Source organism: Paenibacillus sp. JJ-223 (assembly GCF_927798175.1).
GTDB lineage: Bacteria > Bacillota > Bacilli > Paenibacillales > Paenibacillaceae > Paenibacillus > Paenibacillus hubeiensis.
This window is the reverse complement of the sequence record NZ_CAKMMP010000003.1, coordinates 75,705-97,765: the sequence shown is the minus strand read 5'-3', so window position 1 is coordinate 97,765 and position 22,061 is coordinate 75,705. Positions and strand designations below refer to the sequence as shown.

Annotated in this window: 17 protein-coding genes; 5 read left to right on the top strand and 12 right to left on the bottom strand. The window is 49.8% G+C overall.

What is annotated here, in order from left to right; translation table 11 throughout:
* Window positions 1–30: 30 nt before the first annotated feature.
* The 8 genes from L6H98_RS06820 to L6H98_RS06785 all read right to left on the bottom strand — a co-directional run bounded on the left by L6H98_RS06820 (window position 31) and on the right by L6H98_RS06785 (window position 11,637).
* Complete coding sequence (locus L6H98_RS06820) at window positions 31–735, bottom strand: glycosyltransferase (protein WP_236413862.1); 705 nt, start codon at window positions 733–735, stop codon at window positions 31–33.
* Window positions 736–965: 230 nt separating this feature from the next.
* On the bottom strand, window positions 966–3,155 hold the full coding sequence (locus L6H98_RS06815; RefSeq protein ID WP_236413861.1) for an MMPL family transporter: 2,190 nt from the start codon (window positions 3,153–3,155) through the stop codon (window positions 966–968).
* A gap of 179 nt (window positions 3,156–3,334) precedes the next feature.
* A complete protein-coding gene (locus L6H98_RS06810; RefSeq protein WP_236414344.1) occupies window positions 3,335–3,988 on the bottom strand; it encodes a response regulator transcription factor in 654 nt (217 codons plus the stop codon).
* On the bottom strand, window positions 3,988–5,187 hold the full coding sequence (locus L6H98_RS06805; RefSeq protein ID WP_236413860.1) for a sensor histidine kinase: 1,200 nt from the start codon (window positions 5,185–5,187) through the stop codon (window positions 3,988–3,990). The genes L6H98_RS06810 and L6H98_RS06805 overlap by 1 nt, the downstream gene beginning before the upstream one ends.
* 244 nt (window positions 5,188–5,431) lie before the next feature.
* Window positions 5,432–7,084: a DUF4179 domain-containing protein gene (locus tag L6H98_RS06800; protein ID WP_236413858.1), complete on the bottom strand. Its 1,653-nt coding sequence runs from the start codon at window positions 7,082–7,084 to the stop codon at window positions 5,432–5,434.
* The gene (locus tag L6H98_RS06795; RefSeq protein WP_236413857.1) at window positions 7,068–7,601 is read right to left on the bottom strand and encodes an RNA polymerase sigma factor; all 534 of its coding nucleotides are present in this window, start codon (window positions 7,599–7,601) and stop codon (window positions 7,068–7,070) included. The genes L6H98_RS06800 and L6H98_RS06795 overlap by 17 nt, the downstream gene beginning before the upstream one ends.
* A gap of 325 nt (window positions 7,602–7,926) precedes the next feature.
* The gene (locus L6H98_RS06790) at window positions 7,927–9,153 is read right to left on the bottom strand and encodes a chromate transporter (RefSeq protein WP_236413856.1); all 1,227 of its coding nucleotides are present in this window, start codon (window positions 9,151–9,153) and stop codon (window positions 7,927–7,929) included.
* A 453-nt stretch (window positions 9,154–9,606) separates the two neighbouring features.
* A complete protein-coding gene (locus L6H98_RS06785; RefSeq protein WP_236413855.1) occupies window positions 9,607–11,637 on the bottom strand; it encodes a LuxR C-terminal-related transcriptional regulator in 2,031 nt (676 codons plus the stop codon).
* A 116-nt stretch (window positions 11,638–11,753) separates the two neighbouring features.
* Here L6H98_RS06785 and ilvB point away from each other — a divergent pair, with 116 nt between their 5' ends.
* Both ilvB and ilvN read left to right on the top strand, forming a co-directional pair.
* Window positions 11,754–13,502, top strand: a complete 1,749-nt coding sequence (gene ilvB / locus L6H98_RS06780; protein ID WP_236413854.1) for a biosynthetic-type acetolactate synthase large subunit — start codon at window positions 11,754–11,756, stop codon at window positions 13,500–13,502.
* Complete coding sequence (gene ilvN / locus L6H98_RS06775; protein WP_236413853.1) at window positions 13,495–13,971, top strand: acetolactate synthase small subunit; 477 nt, start codon at window positions 13,495–13,497, stop codon at window positions 13,969–13,971. Before ilvB ends, ilvN begins: the two co-directional genes overlap by 8 nt.
* Window positions 13,972–14,136: 165 nt before the next feature.
* Here the strand turns inward: ilvN and L6H98_RS06770 are convergent, their stop codons facing one another.
* The 4 genes from L6H98_RS06770 to L6H98_RS06755 form a co-directional block, all read right to left on the bottom strand.
* Window positions 14,137–15,135 carry a hypothetical protein gene (locus L6H98_RS06770; RefSeq protein WP_236413852.1) on the bottom strand — a complete coding sequence of 333 codons (999 nt, stop codon included), beginning with the start codon at window positions 15,133–15,135 and terminating at the stop codon, window positions 14,137–14,139.
* An 85-nt stretch (window positions 15,136–15,220) separates the two neighbouring features.
* The gene (locus L6H98_RS06765; RefSeq protein ID WP_236413851.1) at window positions 15,221–15,436 is read right to left on the bottom strand and encodes a DUF6366 family protein; all 216 of its coding nucleotides are present in this window, start codon (window positions 15,434–15,436) and stop codon (window positions 15,221–15,223) included.
* Window positions 15,433–16,950, bottom strand: coding sequence for a response regulator (locus L6H98_RS06760; RefSeq protein WP_236413850.1), 1,518 nt, complete (start codon window positions 16,948–16,950; stop codon window positions 15,433–15,435). Before L6H98_RS06760 ends, L6H98_RS06765 begins: the two co-directional genes overlap by 4 nt.
* A gap of 12 nt (window positions 16,951–16,962) precedes the next feature.
* Window positions 16,963–18,732, bottom strand: coding sequence for a sensor histidine kinase (locus tag L6H98_RS06755; protein ID WP_339278079.1), 1,770 nt, complete (start codon window positions 18,730–18,732; stop codon window positions 16,963–16,965).
* A 208-nt stretch (window positions 18,733–18,940) separates the two neighbouring features.
* Here L6H98_RS06755 and L6H98_RS06750 point away from each other — a divergent pair, with 208 nt between their 5' ends.
* From L6H98_RS06750 to L6H98_RS06740, 3 genes are all read left to right on the top strand, one after another.
* On the top strand, window positions 18,941–20,254 hold the full coding sequence (locus L6H98_RS06750; protein WP_236413848.1) for an ABC transporter substrate-binding protein: 1,314 nt from the start codon (window positions 18,941–18,943) through the stop codon (window positions 20,252–20,254).
* Window positions 20,255–20,323: 69 nt separating this feature from the next.
* Window positions 20,324–21,196: a sugar ABC transporter permease gene (locus tag L6H98_RS06745; protein WP_236413846.1), complete on the top strand. Its 873-nt coding sequence runs from the start codon at window positions 20,324–20,326 to the stop codon at window positions 21,194–21,196.
* Between the two features lies 1 nt (window position 21,197).
* Complete coding sequence (locus L6H98_RS06740; protein ID WP_236413844.1) at window positions 21,198–22,028, top strand: carbohydrate ABC transporter permease; 831 nt, start codon at window positions 21,198–21,200, stop codon at window positions 22,026–22,028.
* Window positions 22,029–22,061 lie beyond the last annotated feature (33 nt).

Below are 22,061 nucleotides of genomic sequence, written 5' to 3'. Positions count from 1 at the left end.
GCTATTCACGGTGCCTATCGTGGAAACCGTTTATCCGCTCTTCGTTTTATACCGGATCACTCTTGTCTTCAGCAATGCGACGACGATGGCGTCCATCACGCCTGCACAGATATTATGGAAGAAACGACGTTGTGTGCTGCTCCTCGCACGATTCCGTTCAACCGTGACCTCTATCACGGAAAATCCATGCATCCTCGCCATCACGGGCAGAAATCGATCGATGCCATTGAAGAAAAACAAACGATCGGCTACTTCCCTTTTAAAAAGCTGCAGCGGACATATCGAATCTATATTTTTATGGCCTGTAATCCAACACCGGATGCGGCTTCCCAAATCCATGGACACTTTATTCAGAAATTTGTCGTCGCATGTGCGCCATCTTCCGTTCACAAAATCCTTTCTGCGGATAAACGGCATTAATTTGAAAATATCTTTGGGATGGGTTTGCATGCTGGCATCCATCAGCGCGATGAGCGGATAGCTGGAATGCAGGATGCCTGCCTGAATGGCCGCGCTTTTCCCGTATGTCCGGTCAAGGCTGATCCTTCTCACGCAAGGATCGATTTGCACAATTTCACGCAATACCCGATCGCTGCCGTCCTTGCTCCCGTCATTGACGAAAATAATTTCATAACGTTCCAGCCGCTCATGAAAAGCGTCCTTAATATCCATATACAGGTCATAAATATTTCGTTCGTCATTGCAAACAGGGATGATTAACGAAAGCTTCGTCATGGTTCGTTCACCTCCGGTAGAACGTTTTTCATTTCATGGCTGGAGACACTTGCGACTAAAGAAACCGCACTAATCAATCACACTCGATCACTGCGAGTACAGTACCGTCTTTCGATCGCCATTATCCCCGATTTTTACGAATCTCCTTCTTCAATGGGAAAATCTGGGATTGGTTCTGCCTCTCCGTTGACGTGTGCATATTTTTGGCGGTTTATACAGCCGCCTTGTCCTTATGCCGCTTTGTCCCGTTCAAGTTCCTGCAATACGCTCTCGCCTTCAATATCAAGGTTCGGTATGAGGCGATCAAGCCACTTCGGCAAATACCAGGCAGACTTCCCAAGGATCGTCATGATGGCAGGCACCAGCATTAAACGCACGACGAATGCATCGAACAGAATGCCGAATGCAAGCGCAAACCCCATCGATTTAACGATCGGATCTTCAGCCATCATAAACCCCGTAAACACCGAGATCATGATCAGGCCGGCAGACGTCACGACAGCACCGCTATTTTTGATTCCTGCCAAAACGGCTCGTCGCGCATTCCCCGTATGTTTATACTCTTCCCTCATCCGGCTGACCAAAAACACTTCGTAGTCCATGGCGAGCCCGAAAAGAACGCCGACGACGATAATCGGCAGGAAATTCAGCACAGGCCCGGGAGCTTCGAATCCAAACCAGTGGCCCAGCTTGCCATCCTGAACGACATAAACGACGAAACCCAGGGTTGCCATAAAGGAGAGCACAAAACCCAGTACTGCCTTGATGGGTACAAGCAGGGAACGGAATACAACCATAAGCAGAACAAAGGCCAAACCGACAACAACCAACCCAAATTTCGGGATTGCATCATTCAATTTCTGTGAAATATCAATGCTGACGACCGTGCTTCCGGTCACCATGACCTGCACGTCTTGTTCTTTTTGCATCTCAGGGGCTTTGCTGCGAATCTGTTCCACAAGCTCTTTCGTTTGAACGTCATGCGCACCTGTGGAAGGAATGATGCGGATCATGCTGACTTCTCCCGACGAACCTGGGATTGCAGGGGACACACTGGCCACATTCGGGAATTTTTTAAATTCGCTTACCACCTGATTTATCTTTTCCGTATTCGAATCGTTCTCTTCATTGCCCGACGTTTTCGCCAGCACAATAATCGGACTGTGGTATCCGGCGCCAAAACCTTCGGATAACAAATCGTATGCCCGACGCTCCGTCTTGGCCGTGGACTTTTGCGCATCATCCGGCATGCCCAAATTCAAATGACTGAATGGTGAAGCAACAATGGCAAGCAGGCCGGCCCCGATCACCAGAATGGACCAAGGTCGTCTTGTCACGAAACTTCCCCAGCGGCTATCTACGCCCGTTTTTTTGGACTTGCTCACAAACAGGGATAAGAAACGGTTTTTCTTTTCCGGATCCAACCGTTTTCCAAGCAGCCCCAGAATGGCGGGCACAATAACAATTGCTGTGATGACCGCCGTGAATACGCACAATGCACCTGCAATCCCCATTGCCGTCAAAAACGAAATCTGTGCGACGGAAAGCCCAATCAGTCCGATGATGACCGTGATGCCCGCGAATACGACGGAACTACCCGCAGTAGCATTGGCAATCGCAATGGATTCATGTATGCCATATCCTTCTGCTCGTTGCTGACGGAACCGGGAAACGATGAACAGCGCATAGTCGATGCCCACGGCCAGTCCAAGCATGGCTGCCAATGAAAGCGAACTTGAAGTCATTTCCGTTACATTCGAAGCCAAAAGCACGCCCATCAGTCCAAGTACGAGCCCCACAATAGCAGTAATAATGGGCAGCATGCCTGTCAGAAACGAAGTGAAGGTAATGGATAAAATGATAAAGGCAAAGAGGATGCCGATGGCTTCGGTCGCCCCGCCGGTTTCCATCTGTACGTACCCCGTGCCGGTTAGCTCAACTTCCCAGCCTGCATCGCGCATCGCATGAGCAACCTGTTCCACCCGTTCTTTGGACTGGTCTGTAACTTCGTCACCCGCAACCTTGTAGTTAATTGTCGCAACCCCTATGGTTTGGTCTTCGCTAATGGTTTTGGTGTCATAAGGACTTACAGTCGATTGTACGCTTGTATCCTTGGCGATTATTTTCAAATTCTGCTGAATGAACTGCCGGGCTGAACTTGCGGACAGATCTTCATGCCAAGGCGTTTTCATCACCATTTGAATCTTTCCGCCATCATCTTTCGGTGAAGGGAACTCCTTGGACAGCAGCTCCAATGCATCCTGTGATTTCAATCCAGGCATGGACGAGCCTTCACCAAACGCCGGTCCGATGGATAATGCAAAACCTGCGGTGACCAGCAGGCTCAGTAATCCGATCCATATCACTTTCAATCGATTTTTGGCCGACCACCATCCCAGTCGATACAACATTTTAGCCATTCCGCCAACAACTCCAATCCAATAACATTAAATTTCTTGATCTGTTATTAGGTTAATGGAGATTGCGCGCAGCAGCATCGTACCATCGGGCATGTACCTTTGGGCAAAAACGGGCAAGCCCGTAACCAACAAAAAAACGATCAGATGGCCATCTGATCGTTTCGCATTCCTTTAACCCTCTATGATTTTAATATGCCGCGTTCCATGGCGATGGCAACGGCCTGTGATCTGGAATCGACGCCAAGTTTATTATACACGCTCGTTAAATGCGCTTTGATCGTACGCTCGGATACATCCATGGCTGCAGCAATTTCTTTGCTTTTATATCCTTTGGATACAAATTGCAGAATCATAAGTTCTTTGTCAGTCAGTGCCAACTTGCTGCTTACCGTGGTGCTTTCGCTTTTGGGCTGCATCTTGGCCTGGATGACCTTCTCCAACATATCCGAGGAGAGCAGCGTTTCACCTCTCACTGCGGATTCAATGCTGCGGAACAGGCTTTCGCGGCTGGTATCCTTAAGCAGATACCCCTTGGCGCCGAGCGCAAGCCCTTTAATCATCAATTCGTCCTCATTATAAGTGGTCAAAATGATGATCGGCACTTCACAGTTTCGATCCTTGAGGATTTGCATCGCTTCCAATCCGCCCATGACCGGCATGTTCAGATCCATCAAAATGATATCCGGCAGCTGTTTCTCCAGCATTTGTACGGCTTGTTTCCCGTTTTCCGCTTCAGCGATGACCTGAAATTGCTCGCCTGTCTCCAGAATAAGCTTGAGACCTTCACGGACCACATAATGATCGTCAACGATCATGATTTTATACGTATTCATCATTCATCATGTACTCCCTCATCCAATGGGATTTCCAATGTAATGCATGTTCCGTCTTCACTGCTGGACAACGTAAGCGTTCCGCCCACTAATCTGGCCCGCTCTTGAATGCCAAGCAATCCGTAATGCCCGGAAAGTTTGCCGATGGTGTCCACGTTAAAGCCGACCCCGTTATCCTTAATCTCAATGGTTAAGGCACCATGCTGATCGGTCACCGTCAATAATACCATGTTCGCCTTGGCGTGCCGAGCAATGTTCGTAAGGCATTCTTTAACGATGTGCAGACTATGCTCCATGATGAGTCTCGTTAAAGGTCTGCTCCATCGAATAGTCGCTTCGATCGGAATGCCGGTAGCATGTTTGAAATGAATCATCTCGTCTTCGATGCTTTCCTTGAAATTCATATCAGACGTTGAGGTTGACCTCAGGTCATCGATGGCCCTTCTTGCCTCAGCCAATGTTCTTCGTGCCTGCGTCAGCGACTGCTGAACAATTTCGTGAGCCCGCTCGGTGCGTCCTTGCGCCAAATGCGCATTCGTCGCTTCCAGCCGCATGATGATTCCCGCAAGTCCTTGTGCGAGCGTATCGTGCAGATCCCTTGCCATACGCTGCCGTTCATTGGAAAGGGTCAGCTCCTCCACCTTTTTATGCGCTTCCTGCAAATCCATGAGAAAGCTTCGAATACGAAGCCGTTCATGCACTTGACGAAAGAACAACACCGTATACGCGATGACGATAATCAGCATCATGATGAAGATGGGGATAAATAAAAAGAGCTCTTGTCGCTCTCCCACCGTTAAGGCAGAATCAAAAAAGATCATGACACTAATGATGGAAACGAACACGGCTCTTTTGACGCTAAAGGAATATCCGAGCGTTTGCGCAATCAGCGCCGGAAGCAGCCCGATCAGAACAGGCTGATACCCTTCTGGCATAATAATGGCGCAGGAGTAAATCAAAATACTTTGTAAAAAAAAGTATAACCAGAAGTTTTTTTCAAGGAAGCGATAAGAACTGAGATGAAGATAGACATGAATGATAAACAGTAAGGAAAAACACAATGACGAAACGATCATGGGTTCCTTGATCGACTGCATGATTATCGTAGCTGCGTATACCAGTCCAAGCCAGATCAGAATGGGCAGCCTGAACGCAAACAGTTCATTTGTATCCTCTTTATTTTTGAACTTGCCAAACATGAGGTTCCCCCTATAGTCGTCTTATTCCTTTATCATACAACCGATCCACATTTAATACATTGTCTGAACGGGCAAACGCGCTTCCCTTTTGGGCAAAGTGACAGTTAAATAAACGCACTAAAATGCGTGTGTATGTTTTTTCGGTTATATATAAGCTAAAAAAGCTGCCAGCAGGCAGCTCTTTAGGAAATTCATACGATATTGTGAAAAGGATCGTTCTGTTACTAACTTCTATGGATAAATATCACTTTGTTGTCGTAAGCGGAATGCGCAGCTCATCCTGTTTCTGTCTGGTGGTATAGTTGTGCACATACAAATCCAGCTCAGCAGCATGTACGTTTTTGAACACATCTGTATGCTTGTTTTCGGCATCGTTATAAAACTGTGGCGTCGAATACTGTTTGTCGCCCCCGCTCAGGAAATAGGTTTGGTTGATCCCGCCAAAGGTATCGTCCGTGCTTTCCGAATCGACATACAGATTCCCGTCCTTGCTGTAATAGGTCCACTTGATCGGAAATCCTTCATAATCCGTTGTCACCGTCCGGGGTTGTTCTGAAATATTTTGCAAACGGATGGGCACTCCGCTCCCCGCATGTTCATCTACGCGCTCTTTCGCGATCAATGTCATCGGTTTGTTGACGAGTTCGTCCATGTCCATCAGGATGGAGTCGTTCTGTTCAAACCTCAACTCGGTCTGGTGGGGATCGGGTGTTCCCTCGACATTGACGTAACCGTCCATGATTTTTCCGCCGACCTCCAGTTGATAACTCCGGTATGGCAATCTGAAGTATTCTTCATCATGGTTCAACGTTACGCGAATCTGTGTTGGCGTCACAACAAGTTCGTTGATGTCCACTTTGGAAGGATGGTCAAGCAGCGGTAGGTTCAGTACCTTCTTGAAAGCCCCTGTCTCCATTTGCTGCCCCGACAAAGACAGATCCAGGCTCCATGTGCCCTCCGTTCGTGCCTGTTCATGTGTGTACGCAAAGGTGAAACGGTTTCCCTGCTGCTGCCATTTCTGTTCATCGAATATCTGCCTGCTGAAGTATTCCCCCGTTGGGCCGTCCATGCCATAACCCGGGCTTTCTGTTTCTTTGATGAGGCTCTGATCCTTGTCATAGGCCATAATTCTTGCCCAGGTCTGAGCCTTCAATTCGGGTTGAGCAAAGATCACGCTGGATTGAATTCTCGTCTCTCCTTCCGCATGTTTGAAGGACTGCACTTCAACCGATAAAATTCCGTCTTTCTGAATATCGAACCTCTGTGTGCCCGAATCCGCAGGGTCCAACGCAATGGATTGCTGCACATCTTGAAGATAACGTACGTTGGTAATGGAGAATTGAAGCTGTGACTGCGGCTTGTCCATCACCTGCTCTGTTTCGTAATAACCTTGATATACACCCTGCTCCGCGTTCCACTCCTGATAATAACGTCCTCCAAGCGGCGTCCCGTTGGCGTCTTTAAGCACGATCTCGTCATATCTGACTTCTTGTCCGTTCATGTGTGCTTCCGGCTTTAGCGTATACAACAGAACGGTTCTGTTTTCATCGGTAAAAGCGGTGTGAACCGTTAAAGTAACTCCATGGTTCGTCACGCTTTGTTCGATGACTTGTCCGTAACCGGCCTTTAGCGCGGATTCGATGCCCGATTTGCTGGAAAGGATGCTGCTCCAATCGTATTGGAAGGCCGCATAGACGGGAGTTGCAAGCATGGCAGCCGATAAACCAAGCACGATGGCCGTTTTCGTTTTTGACCTGTTGCGTGAGTCAACGCCCTCAATGCCCATGCGCAACTGATCCTTTTGAATGCTGGCAAACATTTGATCAAAATCAGGATAATTGACGTGGTTTGCATGATTCATATGGGCTTTAACCTTGGTTTCAACGGAGTCCAACATAACTCTCTCCTCTCATGGTGCGTTTTTCGTAACTCTCCATCTTCTTTCGGATCAACTTCAGAGCCTTGTGCAGCCTTGAATTTACCGTCCCTTGGGGTATGCCTAGCGCTGCCGCGATCTCGGCAATGGTAAGATCACCGATAAATCGCAGCGTCATGACGCTGCGCAGCTTGTCCGGCAGCATCTGCAGTTGTTTCTCCAATTCCTCGTTCGAAAATTTGGTCATGACGATGTTGTCCACCGCATCGGTTTTTTGGCTCATCTGGTCGTGCAATGCTTGCAATTGATGCTGCTTGTCATGTTTGACTTTGTTTTTTCGGATCACGTTCAGACACTGGTTCATCGCAATGCGCATAATCCAGCTTTTCAGATATGTCACGCTTCTCCAGTCCTGGCGGAACACGATGACGAATACGTCGTGGCTGGCGTCTTCCGCATCCTGGCTGTTCTTCAGCATGTACAGGCAGGTACGATAAACATCTTTGCTGTAAGTTTGAAACAGTTCATGCTCGTCCACCCCTGACGCTCCTTTCTGGATGAGATATCTATTAGACAAGCGAGAGCGAATTTTTCTTCACTTTTTTTATTATGCCATGATAATGGTAGAGGGTATATTTGCTTTTTTGAAAGGAGTGTGGCACATCATGCGGTTTTTCGATGGGCGTGGGAATGTGTATGGATTCGTAAATATGATGAGCGGAGATTGTTTTTTCTGTTGTGAATTTTTCATATATTGTAATAATATAAATAGCGATTAAAAAGGTGAAACCAGCCCAATTTTACGCCGGTTTCACCTTCGTTGTTGGAATAATTAATCGATTAATTCCACATTCCCCTATATTTTAACAAAAACAAGGTGAAAGAAAGTTAATGATGGTGCCTCCCAATGCGCCGGCAACAACCACGACCCACGGCGGTACTTTCCAAAAAACGAGCATCAGAAATAAAAAGGATGCCAGTGCAAAATCAACAGGGGCCACAATCGCCGTAGTCCAAAGCGGATCATACAGCGCCGCCAACAGGATGCCTACAACGGCTGCGTTAATCCCGGTTAAAGCTCCTTGCATTTTTGAGCTTTTGCGTAAAGAATTCCAGAAGGGCAGTGCACCTGCGACCAAAAGAAAAGCAGGCAAAAATATAGCGAGCGTGGCAATCAAAGCGCCTGTAAACCCGCTTATCATTGTACCCAAATATCCAGCAAAGGTGAATAGTGGTCCAGGTACAGCCTGTGCCGCACCATACCCTGCCAAAAAGTCGGACTCGCTGACCAGACCTGTAGGGACGACTTCACGTTCCAACAGCGGAAGAACGACGTGACCACCGCCAAACACAAGCGCTCCCGATCGGTAGAAGCGATCAAAGAAAGACAGCCAGCCCGAGCGATCCAACGGGCTAAGCCACGGGAGAAGAATAAGAAGTCCAACAAAGGCAGCTATACAGAAAAGGGCGAATTTACGGCTAACGGGTACGGACAAGTCTGTCATCTCAGAAGCTGCTGTTTTACGATATTGCATCATTCCAAGGATGCCTGCAATAACAATCATCAGGATTTGAGTGAAGGCCGTTTGCCACAAGAGGATTACAGAAGCGGTAACCATAGCAAGGGTTGCCCTGCTGCGGTCAGGCGTCAGTTTTTGCCCCATCCCAAGCACGGCCTGTGCGACAATGGCAACAGCAACGATTTTAAGACCATGAATCCAGCCTGCACTTCCAATATCCATCCCTTGCAAAAGGAGAGCGAACAACATCAGAGCAATGACTGATGGAAGCGTAAAACCTAGCCAGGCCGTCAATCCCCCAAGCAATCCGGCACGGATGACGCCAATGCCAATCCCTACTTGACTGCTGGCAGGACCGGGCAAAAATTGACACAATGCTACTAAATCCGCATAACTACGTTCATCCATCCACTTTCGGCGGCGCACGTATTCCTCATGAAAATACCCCAGATGGGCAATCGGTCCTCCGAATGAAGTCAGGCCGAGTTTGGTGGATACGGTCAACACTTCAAGAAGTGCTTTGAGTTTGCTTTTCGGTTCATGCGGGGTTGCAGCTTTATTGTTTTCCACGCGCTTTTGATTCCTCCTGACCATTCGTTTGCACGATCTGATTCATTTCACAGTGTCAGAGAAGTAAATCTATTCCCTTTTCCCGACAATATAAACCGCAAAAAACATACACACGTTAACGGAGAGACAGAACCGATCCGAAGAAGCAAAGCGTGCGCGCATAATAGCTTTCTGAAAAAAAGCTGCATCGGAAGCATAGGCTTATCACCGGATTTTCCCTTTTGAAAAAGGGATTCGAAAAAATCTGGGGATAATGACGCTCGAAAGATGGTACTGTACTCGCAGTGCCCTAGTGTGATTGATAAGTACGGTTTATATACCCACATTATAACGATCATTTTCGCATTCCATTTTAACTCGGGGTTAAATAAAGTGGATAAAGCTTCATAACCGATAACAAAAAGCCCGGTTCATCACCGGACTTAAATGGCAGCCTAAATGGGATTGCATTTTTTAAAGGTCTGTCCGCGAATTCAGCAGCTCGGCAGCAATTTGCGTACGGTTCTTTAGGCCTGTCTTTTGCAGCATCGCATTCAGATGTTTCTTGACGGCCGCTTCGCTAATAAACAGCGAGCCGGCAATTTCCTTATTCGTGGACCCGCTGGCAATGCGTTCGGCTACTTCAAGCTCCCGCGGGGTTAGTCGGCTTATCAGGGGGCCCTCCGCTTTTCGCCGAGCCGAATGAGGATGTTCTTTCATTGAACCATTTTCCGTTCGTAAACTTGCCGCCTTCTCCAAAAATGCGTGCAGCTTGTTCCCACGGGTATCCAAACGGTACGCTGCGGCCTGAACGCCGCCGTTGTAAACATAAGGACATTCTATGCCGAGTAAGGGTTCAAAGCCCATGCTGATATGGGAATCCCGGTAAAAGGGCAATGCCGGAGGGCAAGCGATGAGCAAAGTCCCTGATAAAACGTGTTCCATGATCAGATTAACGCTGTCCGAACGCAATTCGCGGCTTTCCGGGTCCATCACATCTACGGCGAATATAAATTTGCATGTCTCGTTCTCCTGCGGATCATGTGCCTCCGTTAACAAACGGAAGCAAGGAGCCGAAAGCGGGTTCCGCAGTAAATACGGCAGCGTATCGGCCCGAACGGACAGCATTGCCGCCAGCCCGAGAACGTCGCCATCCGGTCCCCGCAGCAGACGGAACGAATCCAGCCCAAATGCGGTCAATTCGGCTGGATCCCATCCGGTTAACCGGAGCAGGCTCTCTTGCCCCGTCAACTCATATCGGAACCACTCATCACTGTCCGGATCGGAGCATACGATTCTGGCCGTCTTGGCCGCGGCTTTCCGCCGTTCAATATACTTCTCCATTTCCGGCAGTGTCTGCTCCGTCACCGGCTCCCAATAATTTGCCGAGCTGCGATTGTACCGAAAATGTGCGCGCAGAATCGGATGGCCGGTGTGGCTGATCAACTCGTATATATCCGCAGCGGCGCTTGACCCCCCCTCCATTTTTGAACGGATCCGTTCGTTAAGAACCGCGATCAGCCGCTCAAGGTACAGCGCGAACGTATCCGGCTGCCGTTCCCGAAAACTCTGCCGGGCAGCGTCACGGACAAGGTCATGCAGCTGCCATCCTCTCGCAGAGCTTCCGACAAAGGAAAGCTTGATCAAACGTTCGAATACTTCGCGAGGCAGCTCTGCCTCCATCATCCGCTGCAGCATTTCGAGATCGAAGCTCCGTGGAACGGATGCCGCATATACCAAGGACCGGAGCGTTTCGTCAGGCACCTCCTCAAGCCAATATTGCAGCAGTTCCGCGTGCGTTTCCCGCTTAGCGCTGCTGCGGAATTGGCCGCTTCCCGTATTGACGGCGAGCAGCGACAAGGAAAGCGGATGCCCTGATGAGATCAGCCACAGCCGGTCGATCAACGACTCGTCCGTGATTCCCTGCCGCCGGAGATAGGTCCTAGCCTCCTCATACTGCAATTCGGACAGCGGAAGATTAACGATCAGCCTCCTCCATAACGAAGACAGCTTCCAGGGGCCGCCCAGCGGGTACCTCCCCGCAATGACGATCAGCAGATCGGACCGGAGAAGGGGGAAAAAGGTTTCACGGAGCCAAGAATCAATGCTTCCGGCCTCCTCGTATTGATCCAGTGCGAGCACGATCTTTTTTCCCGCCGCGCTGTTGTGGAGATGCTCGATAATTCGTTCTGCAGTCACTGTCCCCATAGGTCTTTGCCCATCCGAGTCCAGTCTGGACGCCAGATCCTGCATAAAAAGGTCCGGGCTGCCCATATAATCCTGCATGTCCATCCGCACGAACCCGGCACCGACATTGTCCGCCAAGCGGCTAAAGCGCGTCAGCAGCGTGGTTTTGCCGATTCCGCCCGTGCCGTGCACGTTTAATATTTGTGCCGTTCCCTCCCTGCCGGCTTCCAGCATCCTGCCGAAATATTGGCATTCGAAGGCTCTCCCCGTAAATTCCTCGGCACCAAGCCTGATCATGACATCCCTTATCGTTTCCATGTTCGGTACGCTCCCGGTTAAATTATTAGCCAAAAGTATACTATCAAAGTAACAGGATGGGTAGTACTCTCCTTCGTTTCCGCATGTTACCGTGTAAATGAAGGGAGTGAATGTGCATGAATCCAACGGATCGTGAACGTTTGTTAAAGAGAGACCGAATCAGCGGATCGGAGATACTGCTGCGATCCCTGCTTCTTGAAGGGGTTGAATGTGTCTTCGGGTATCCTGGGGGCGCCGTGCTGTATATATATGATGCGATGCATGGAAACCCGGATTTCAAGCATATCCTGACCAGACATGAACAAGGAGCCATTCACGCCGCAGACGGATACGCCCGCTCCACTGGCAGAACAGGAGTTTGTCTGGCAACATCGGGACCTGGTGCGACGAATCTGATCACCGGCATTGCGACCGCTCATATGGACAGCATTCCGCTGGTCGTTATAACCGGCAATGTGGCTACGTCGCTGCTCGGCACCGACGCTTTCCAAGAAGCCGATATCGGCGGTATGACCCTGCCGGTGACCAAACACAGCTATATGGTACGTACGGCGGATGAACTGCCCCGAGTGCTTCGTGAAGCGTTTCATTTGGCCAATTCCGGACGAAAAGGACCGGTGCTGGTCGATATCCCGAAAGACGTTTCCGCTGAGATGACAGAGTTTATATATCCTGAGGAAATCTCCATACGGGGCTACCAACCGCTTCCCTTTGTCCGACCGGATCAAATCGGCAGGTTGGCCGCCGTTCTGCGGAGTGCCAGGAAACCGCTCATTCTGGCGGGGGCAGGCATTATCCACGCCGGGGCTGAACAGGCGCTGTCGGAACTGGCTCGTCACTGCGGCATCCCGGTGACGACCACGCTGCTCGGAATCGGGGGATTTCCTTCCGATGATCCTCTTTCGCTCGGCATGGCAGGCATGCATGGAACGGTTACCGCCAACCGGGCTTTATTGCAGTGCGACTTGCTTGTCGCCGTTGGTTCCCGGTTTGATGACCGGGTGACCATGAGGCTTGACGGCTTTGCTCCGGAGGCGGTCATTGCCCACATCGACATTGACGCCGCCGAGATTGGCAAGCTGGTGCCTTCGTCCATCTCGGTTACGGGGGATGCCTGCACGGTACTCCGCGCACTGCTTGATGAGCTGCGGGCAGATTCAGGTACGTACGGCCATGCCAACCAAACCGCATCGTGGGTTTCCGAGCTGAACCGGATGAAAATGCTTCACCCGCCGCGTTACCGCAAAGACGGACAGGAACTGAAGCCCCAATATGTCATCGAGATGATTGCCGAAACCACCGGGGGCGAAGCCATTATCACGACGGACGTCGGACAGCACCAAATGTGGACCGCGCTGTTCGGCCGCTTTAACCACCCCCGTACGCTGATCACTTCAGGCGGCCTCGGTACGATGGGATTCGGCTTTCCCGCTGCGATTGGCGCTCAAATCGGTAATCCCGGGCGCACTGTCATATCGATCAATGGCGACGGCGGAATGCAGATGTGCGCACAGGAACTGGCGGTGTGCGCCATCCACCAAATCCCGGTGAAGATTGTTGTGATCAACAATCGCACGCTGGGCATGATCAAACAGTGGCAGGAGCTTGTCTATGAAGGACGCCACAGCCATATCGATTTGTCCGGCAGTCCGGATTTCGTCAAACTCGCGGAAGCTTACGGCATAACGGGATTAAGGGCGCAGAACCCAGAGGAAGCACAACGGGTGTGGCAGCTTGCAATGGAAACGGAAGGACCTGTTCTGATCGATTTTGTAGTCGATCGGGATGAGCTAGTATATCCTATGGTGCCGCAAGGGATGGCGCTGAGCGATATGATGACGGGGGAAGAGATAACCAATGGATAGACATACCATTTCCGTATTGACCAATGATCATCCGGGGGTGCTGCAGCGGGTCGCCAACTTATTCAGCCGCAGAGGATATAATATCGAGAGTATTACGGTAGGCGGCTGTGAGCTCGAAGGTTTGTCGCGGATGACGATCGTCGCCGCGGGCAACCGTCAAATGCGCGATCAGCTGATCTTGCAGTTGAGCAAGCTGGTCGACGTAATCCAAGTCCATTCGCTTGATCCCGCTCCCAAGCTGTCGCGGGAATTGATGCTCGTGAAGCTGAAGGCGTTGCCTGCCCAGCGGCAGGAAATTGGCTCGATCGCGGAAACGTTTCGATGCACCATTGCCGACGTCGGTCTGGACGCGCTCGTTGTGCAGGTTGTCGGCGAGATGGCGCAAAACAATGCCCTGCTTCAGCTTCTTGAGCCATATGGCCTGCTTGAGCTGACACGAACCGGGGAAACCGCGATGAGCCGGCCGTAAGTTGGATGACAAAAGGCAGCCAAGGGCAAGCATTTGTCCTTGACTGCCTCCTCGGCTAACAGCTATCGTCCTTTAAAGGCACGGGAACCAAGTTCCTGTCCTCAACATATAAAAATCGGCAGGACGGTCCCTTTTTTTCAAAGTGTCCATCTTGAGGGTTACCATTCACTTTTTTGCGGGGATTACTAGCAGTGGCTCCCAGGTCAATCCTTCCTCGCCCATTTTTTTGCGCTGGTCGGAAATGTTTTGCAGCGTTGCATTACGCTGCTTCTCGAGCGCCTGGATGGTTTCCAGATAAAGCTTCTGAATCTTCAGATCGGCGGATGCGACCTTTTCGGCGATCTCCTTTTTGTAAGCCGCAGTATCCCTGGAAATTTGGGCGGTATAGTCTTTATACAGTTTGCTGTATTGCTGCTGTGCTTTGGATTTGCTGATCTTTCCGATCGAATAACGATACAACGGGCTGGTGAGGTAGTCAGTGCTGGAGTTTTTCATTAAAAGATACATCGGGCTGGTGAGGTAACGATCCGATACCGTTTTTTTCAGCGCAAAAGCGGGACTGGTTAAACTGTCTGGATCAACCGCTTTTTTATATTCGGCCATGTAGCTGGTCAGTGCGTTCTCGTTGATTGCGCGGTCGTATATGCCCATCGTGCTGCTCAGGGAATTGCGGTTGGCCGCCCGGGAGTAAAGACCCATGGGGCTGCTGAGCGAGTTCGGATTGATATCGCGTTCGTACTGATTCAATGCATCCCGCAGCTCGCGGTTATCCCCGTATTTTTCCGTAAGTTTCGCCAAATCCTCCTTCAGCCATTCGTTCCACTTTTTTTGGTCTTCCAGGACAATGCTTTCCAGTTCGTCCAGACGGCTGTTTTGTTTCTGAAGATAGGCTTTGTATGTATCCGTCGCCTTTTTCATATAAGCGTTATAATTTGAGACCGTTTTCTTGTTATACGCCTTGTATTTGTCCCATATCTGGTTGATCCATTTGCTGTCTGCAGCCTGGGCGGAGCCCGCCGGCAGAAGGGCCAGGGACATCAGCAGCAAGCTTAAGGCCAGCAGCCCACCTCTTCGTAGAATGATGCCTTTCCTCTTCTCGGTGCCCGTCATCTTGTATTTCTCCTTCCAAGCGAATGTGATTAGAATCAAGGATATTTTATCCAAATCTGCCTCCTGTTCCAATAGTTCTATTGAACCTTCCTAAAAAAACACCTGATTTGGCGACTTCACCTCGATCCACACGCCCCATTCAAAAAAACCTCGGCATTACGATGATCGCAACGACAAGCACCAGCACAACGATCAAGGTTCCCTTCCACCCCAAACCGCGCATCAGTTCCGACAGGTTGCCGCCCGCGGCCCGATCCATACCGTCCTTAAATACCACCATCGGAGAATCTTTACGTTGTTCTTCTTGAATTAAACGTTCCCTCATGTATTCCGGCGTTTCCTTGTTTTCACTCACCTTGATCCCTCCCTTTTATGCTCCTTATACTCTGTGGGCGTGAATCCCGTGTATTCTTTGAACACTTTGGAAAAATAGTGCTGATCGCTGAATGCCAGCAAATCGGACAGTTCCCTGAACTTCATGTGTGGTTTGCTCTCCATCAGCCGGCATGCTTCTTTGATTTTCAACCCTGTATAATACTGAACAAACGTACTCTGGGTAAAGTTTTTAATGACTCTGCTAATATATGACGGACTCACGTGAAATTTTACGGCAAGGTCATTGATCGACAATGACGAGTATCGGTTCATTTTCATATATTCGTCAATCTGTTCGAACAGCACCTCTCTGCTTTTGCGAGAATGCGATTGCAGCATGTCGAAGCATTGTCCCGTCCACGCCATGAACGCAATGCCAAAATCGGCATAATTCGTTTCTTCAAGCAGCTGTTTAGCACGTGCTTCAAGACCAAGCCGAATCCCCGACCCCCGCTCCTCCAGCAAATGGGCAAACGTATCGACCAATAAACCGATGAATCGTTCCAGCTCCGCCAGCTGTACATTATTTTCCTTCCATTTCACCAGCAGCTCGGACAGCTTCAGTTGAAAACGTTCCTTCTGATTCCGTTGGATCATGCGCACAACGTCCGTTTCCGGAGCGATGCCCATGCCTCCTGTTTCCGAACGGGCAAGCGAAACGGGATTCCCCGTATCCAGCGCACATCCTTGATTGATCCGCTGCTGCTCCCCAATAATTCCGGAGATCCGATGGTATAACTCCGGCAATCTGCCGGATTCGCCGGTTAACAGCTGTCCTCCGATCATTACGTCCATGCCCTGCTTCGATAAGTGCCGCCGAACGGATTCGAGGCACTCATACACGGATGAGTAACGATCCAGAACGGCACGGTTTACGAACGCAATGATTTGTTGCGAGCTCTGCGCCGGAAACGCCTTGCAAGGATAAGGAGCCAAATATTCCGTCAGCGCATACAGGATCGTCTCTCTTCCCCACTGTTGGCCGCCGCCTGTGAAAGGCTGTCTGCGAAGAACAAACATCACCTGTCCGACCAAAGACAGGTCTTCTCCCAGCTTGAAGTTCGCGTATAACTCGGGGGCTACGATATCCTTCAACAGCTCCGCATCATTGGGCATTTGCCGGTTCAACTGGTCGATGACGCGAGCCATGACCTCTTCCAGCGCTTTGCGATCCACCGGTTTGAGCAAATAATCAAACACCTGCAGATTCAACGCTTTGCGCGTATATTCAAAATCGCTATAACCACTGATCAGCACCACTTTAAGATTCGGGTGCAGTTGTTTGACCTGTTCAATCAATGATAATCCGTCCATTTTGGGCATCCGGATATCCGTCAGCAATATATGGATGGACTCATGGCGTATTGCCTCAAGCGCCTCCTCTCCATTCGTTGCCGTGGCGACGACCCGAAGCGGCATGTCGAGCGCATCCAACAGGGTCTTAATGTTGCGCAAGATCGGTTTGCTGTCCTCTACAATGATGACGTTGTACATCTCTTCCGCCTCCTACTCTTGGTAAAAATCTTGGCTCATGGAGCCAATAATCTGTACCGTTGCGCCTTTTTCCTGATCAGAATGGTGATTGAAAATATTAAACATAAGCCGATTGGCATACATCAGCTGGAGCCGGTTGACGCTGTTGACGATCCCCATGTTGCCCAGCCCGGTATGCCGGCTTTGTCTTTGACTCGCATTCGAAGCGTTCTCTCGAATATTGTTCATAATTTCCTGTATTTTCTCCGCCCTGAATCCGTCCCCGTTGTCTCTGATCTCCAAAGCCCATAAACCGTTGAATTGTTTTACGGTAATCCGGATGCTCCAAGGAGGAGCCGTATTCATAAATGCATGCTCAATGCAATTTTCGACAAAAGGCTGAATCACCAGTCTCGGCAATTGAATTTCGTTGGACAAGTCGTCCGATACGATCTCCCATTCCAAATCTTCCTCGTACTTCTGTTGAACCAACGACAAGTAATGCCTCGTATGTTCAAGCTCATCGGCTAAAGTCACATGCGCGTATGGAGAAGATACGATATAACGCAAGCTGTCCGACAAATGTTTGCACATATCGGAAACAACGTTCGTTTTGCCCTCTTGGGCTGCAATGCTGATGAGGTATAACACATTATGAATGAAATGAGGTGCGATCTGCGCCTGAAGCGCCGAATTCCGGGCCATGACTTCTTCATGCAGCGCCACTTTCTCCCGGTCGATCGATTGCTGCAGCCGCTGCATCAAATCCTGGAAGGCTTCATTCAGCAGCAGCAAATCGTTATTTTTGGGACGATCGTCAACCTTTAAATTCATATTGCTATAATTGATGCGCCAGATCTGGCTGCGAAGCTTGCGGATGGGGAGCAGCAGGTTCCGCGTCGAAACTAAAATGTACACAAAAGAAACCAGCATAAGGGAAGTAATGAGCAGGATCGAAATCAGCTGCACCGAATTCACCGATCCAAATACGGATTTTCTCGGCGTAACGATATACGTAATCCATCCCGAATGCAAAGATTGGGAATGCGTTATGTAATTGCCTTGCTCATCGACATCCAGCCCCTCGGACGACGACGGTTCAATTTGTTTCACTTGCTGGGCACCCTCATCCAAGCCGGTCATCTGCTCTCCGTATTGATTGAGGATATAGACCTCTCCAGCCGTTACTCCTTCGGTCAGCTTTTGCACGTAATCCTGGTCCATTTGAATGTTCAGATAACCGTATATTGTGCCATTCTGATCATTGATGGAGCGGATGAACGAAATGGTGTCCGCATGCCGGAGCAACACGAATCCGCTGCCTGACCACTGCCGCCCCGCCTCACTGCCCTCCAGCGTCCGCTGCAAGGACAACTCCCGATTGGTTGCTCCCAAGTACGAAGTAAGCATGACCCCTCTTGGATCATAAATGGACATGTCCTTGATATTCATGCTAGGCCCAATCGCTTGAAACATGATATCTTTTAACTTGCGAATTTGCTTTAGTCTCTCATAGCTGTTCTGGGCCTCATAGCTTTTGTCCATGGTAGCGAAAATGTCTTTATTCGACAGCAGCCGCTGTGACAGCTGGTTCTGATGATCAATGTAAAGGTCAACCTGCTCCCTGACTTTGGTCGCCGTCATCAACATATCCTGAACCGTTTTTTCTTTAAGAGGCCGGATGACCACGACATTGACGTACACCAGGAAACAACCCAGCACAAACAACAGCAGTGCCAGAAACGTCAGAAACACCTTGGTTTGCAAACTGAATTGCGTTGCGCGATGCATGAACTTGGCCACTTGCGAGACCGCCTCCCGTTCTGTCTTGTTGTCGAATCCGTTTGCATTCATTCCTTACTGTATCACGAGTGATCATGAAATGATAGCGATTTCAAGTTCAGAATTTTACACATCAACGCTCAACCACAGACATGTACCCTGCATGGAGGAAAACGTATAATCAGGTCTGTAAGCGGATTCAATCAAACGTTTTAGAGGGGGATTTGCATTGAAGATTCATCAAAGAAAAAAAACGGCGTCCGTTCTTCTGGCCGGATTATTGTCCATCGCGTTGACGGCATGCGGCTCGGGTAGCTCGGATTCAGGAACGTCCGCAGGCGGCGAAAGCAAAGGTGGCAAAGTCACGCTGGAGCTGGCCATCTCCAAAAGCTCTCAAGATTCGGCCTTTATCCAGCAGGACATTTTGGACGAATTCGAAAAGCAAACCAACATCGCCGTGAATTTGCAGCTTATTCCGGCCGAACAAACGACGACCGTCCTGCAAACCAAGCTGGCCGTGGATGAAACGCCGGACATTATTCAATACAACCTGGCCAGCGCCGTTACGGACTTAAACCTGGAACGCAACTTCGAAATTCTGGATAACGAGCCTTGGGCAAGCAGAATCGTGAACAAAGACGTTCTGTCTGCAGGCGGCCATATTTACAGCTTCCATGTCAGCCAAGATACGGGTATGCAAGGCGTTGTGTACAACAAACAGATCTTTGCCGACCTGGGCTTGTCGATCCCGAAAAATTTTGATCAATTCCTGGAAGTCAGCGAAAAAATCAAAGCGAGCGGCATTACGCCGGTCTTTATGCCTTATAAAGACGCTTGGGCAGCCAACATCTGGCCTGCGGCAGCCTTTGCCGATTTTGTGTCCAAAAATGATCCGACCTTCTTCGATGACTTGAACAGCAACAAAAGAAAATGGTCTGACATCCCGGAATTCAAAACCTTCCTGGAACAGCAGTACGAAGTGTATAAAAAAGGGTACACCAACGCAGACGTGCTTAGCGACAGTTACGACATGGCGGTTGGCAAGTTCCTGAACAAGGAAGTCGCCATGATGTTTATGGGTGACTGGTTGATCGAAGGCGTGGCCCAGCAAGACCCGAGCATGGAATTGGGCGTATTCCCGATCCCTTCATCCGAAGATGCTAGCCTGGGTGCAAGTCCACTCGGCGGTCAGCTGTTCATTCCGAAAAAAGCGAAACATTTGGAAGAAGCCAAAAAGTTTCTGGACTTCATCGCTTCCAAAGACGTAGCGCAGAAAATCGTAGATTCCAAAGGCTACGTATCCAATCTCAGCGACGTAACGACGCCGGAGCTGCCGGCTTACAAACAAGACATCGTAGACAACTACATTACGCCGAAGAAAACCGTGCTGACGACGGATGCATACATGCTGGTTGACCGCAGCGAGCTGTACCGTTTGCTGCAGGATCAGTTTGCCGGCGGCATGACGCCGGAAGAAGTGCTCAAGGCTTGGGACGAGAAATTCAGTCAACTGATGCAGGACAAAGGCGTAGCCGGTTTCTAAGAGAGCGAAATAAAGGGCAGCATGACATTCCAGATGTTGTGCTGCCCAAGCCATAACGGAGCGTGAGACATGAAAAGGGCAAAAAACTTATATTCGTATTACATGATACTTCCGGCAATCCTCATCTACTCCATTTTTTTCGTCATTCCGGCCCTTGCGGCCTTCTATTATTCGTTTACGGACTGGCGGCTCGACCGGATCGACCTGAAATTTATCGGCTGGGCCAATTTCGAAAAAATCTTTTCCGACAAAACGCTTATTCTCGCGCTGAAAAACACGGCCATCTTCGCCGTAGTCACGGTTGCCGGCAAAAACATCATCGGTCTTCTGCTTGCGGTAGCGCTGAACATGCGATTGAAAACGAAAAACCTGCTGCGCGCGATTTTCTACTCCCCTTCCATTCTCAGCATTCTTGTGATCAGCATTTTGTTCACGCCGATGCTGCGTACGGAAGGTACGATTAACAACGTACTTGATGCGGTCGGCCTGCATTCGCTTAGCCAAGCCTGGCTGACGAATCCTTCGCTCGTCATCTGGACGATTGCCATCGTGTCCATCTGGCAGAGCGCCGGGTTTCAAATGGCCATCTATCTGGCCGGATTGCAATCCATTTCCCAGGAATACTACGAAGCGGCCAGGATCGACGGAGCAAGCTCCTGGAAAAGCTTCTTTAAAATTACGCTGCCCCTCCTGCTGCCTGCCATCAACATCAACGTGATGCTGACGCTGATTGGCGGACTCAAAGTATTTTCCGAAGTATACGTCATGACCGGCGGTGGCCCGGGCAATGCATCGCAGGTCGTCGGTACGATTATTTTGCGTTCGTTCGGCGAAGGCAACTGGGGACTTGGTACCGCGGTCAATACGCTATTGTTCGTGGCAGTCACCATCATCGCCATTCCGCTTCTGATTTTCATGCGGCGCAAGGAGGTTACCGAATAACATGGGATACACACGCAAACTCGCCATTCGCAATTATATTGTGGAGGGCATACTGATTCTCGCTTCACTGCTTATTCTTTTGCCACTGATCATCCTGATTTTCGGTTCGTTCAAAACGAGTGCCGAAGTGCTCAGCTTCTCACTCAGTTTCCCGAAAGAGTGGCAGTTCTCGAACTACGTTAAAGTATTTCAAGAAGGCGGATTGTCCCGCGCTTTCTTGAACAGCATCTGGATTACGGGGATCTCGTCCATCATTAACATCGTTGCCTCTTCGGCAGCATCGTTCATTTTGGCACGCAGGGAAACGAAGGTTTCCGGCGCGATCTATATGTATTTCTTCATGGGATTGATCGCCCCGATGTCCATCATCACGACGATTCGCGTCGTGCAAGGACTTGGATTTTACGGCAGCATCACCAGCGTCATTCTGATCTATGCCGCGCTGAATACGGCATTCAGCGTGTTCCTGTACAGCGGTTTCATCAAAACGATTCCGAAAGCGCTGGACGAAGTGGCTTTTTTGGAAGGGGCGAGCGTCTTCGGGGTCTTTTTCAAAATCGTCACGCCGCTGATCCTGCCTGTTAACGCCACCGTTGCGATCATGGTGTTCATGTCCGTATGGAACGATATCACGATACCGGTTTATTTCCTGACGGATAGCTCCACCTGGACGATGCCGCTTTCCATCTACAACTTTTACGGCAAGTACAGCCGGGACTGGAACCTGATTTTCGCCAACCTCGTGCTGACGTCGCTGCCCGTGTTCATTCTTTATTTGTTCGGCCAGAAATATATCGTCAGCGGCCTTACCGCCGGTGCGGTGAAAGGTTAACTCATGTGGTTGGCTATATAAACCGCATTAATC

Coding starts and splice junctions, on each gene's coding strand:
- ilvN (WP_236413853.1), top strand. CDS start 13,495: ATGGATAGACATACCATTTCCGTATTGACCAATGATCATCCGGGGGTG.
- L6H98_RS06820 (WP_236413862.1), bottom strand. CDS start 735: ATGACGAAGCTTTCGTTAATCATCCCTGTTTGCAATGACGAACGAAAT.
- L6H98_RS06740 (WP_236413844.1), top strand. CDS start 21,198: ATGGGATACACACGCAAACTCGCCATTCGCAATTATATTGTGGAGGGC.
- L6H98_RS06785 (WP_236413855.1), bottom strand. CDS start 11,637: ATGGAAACGATAAGGGATGTCATGATCAGGCTTGGTGCCGAGGAATTT.
- L6H98_RS06800 (WP_236413858.1), bottom strand. CDS start 7,084: ATGTTGGACTCCGTTGAAACCAAGGTTAAAGCCCATATGAATCATGCA.
- L6H98_RS06760 (WP_236413850.1), bottom strand. CDS start 16,950: ATGTACAACGTCATCATTGTAGAGGACAGCAAACCGATCTTGCGCAAC.
- ilvB (WP_236413854.1), top strand. CDS start 11,754: ATGAATCCAACGGATCGTGAACGTTTGTTAAAGAGAGACCGAATCAGC.
- L6H98_RS06745 (WP_236413846.1), top strand. CDS start 20,324: ATGAAAAGGGCAAAAAACTTATATTCGTATTACATGATACTTCCGGCA.
- L6H98_RS06810 (WP_236414344.1), bottom strand. CDS start 3,988: ATGAATACGTATAAAATCATGATCGTTGACGATCATTATGTGGTCCGT.
- L6H98_RS06805 (WP_236413860.1), bottom strand. CDS start 5,187: ATGTTTGGCAAGTTCAAAAATAAAGAGGATACAAATGAACTGTTTGCG.
- L6H98_RS06815 (WP_236413861.1), bottom strand. CDS start 3,155: ATGGCTAAAATGTTGTATCGACTGGGATGGTGGTCGGCCAAAAATCGA.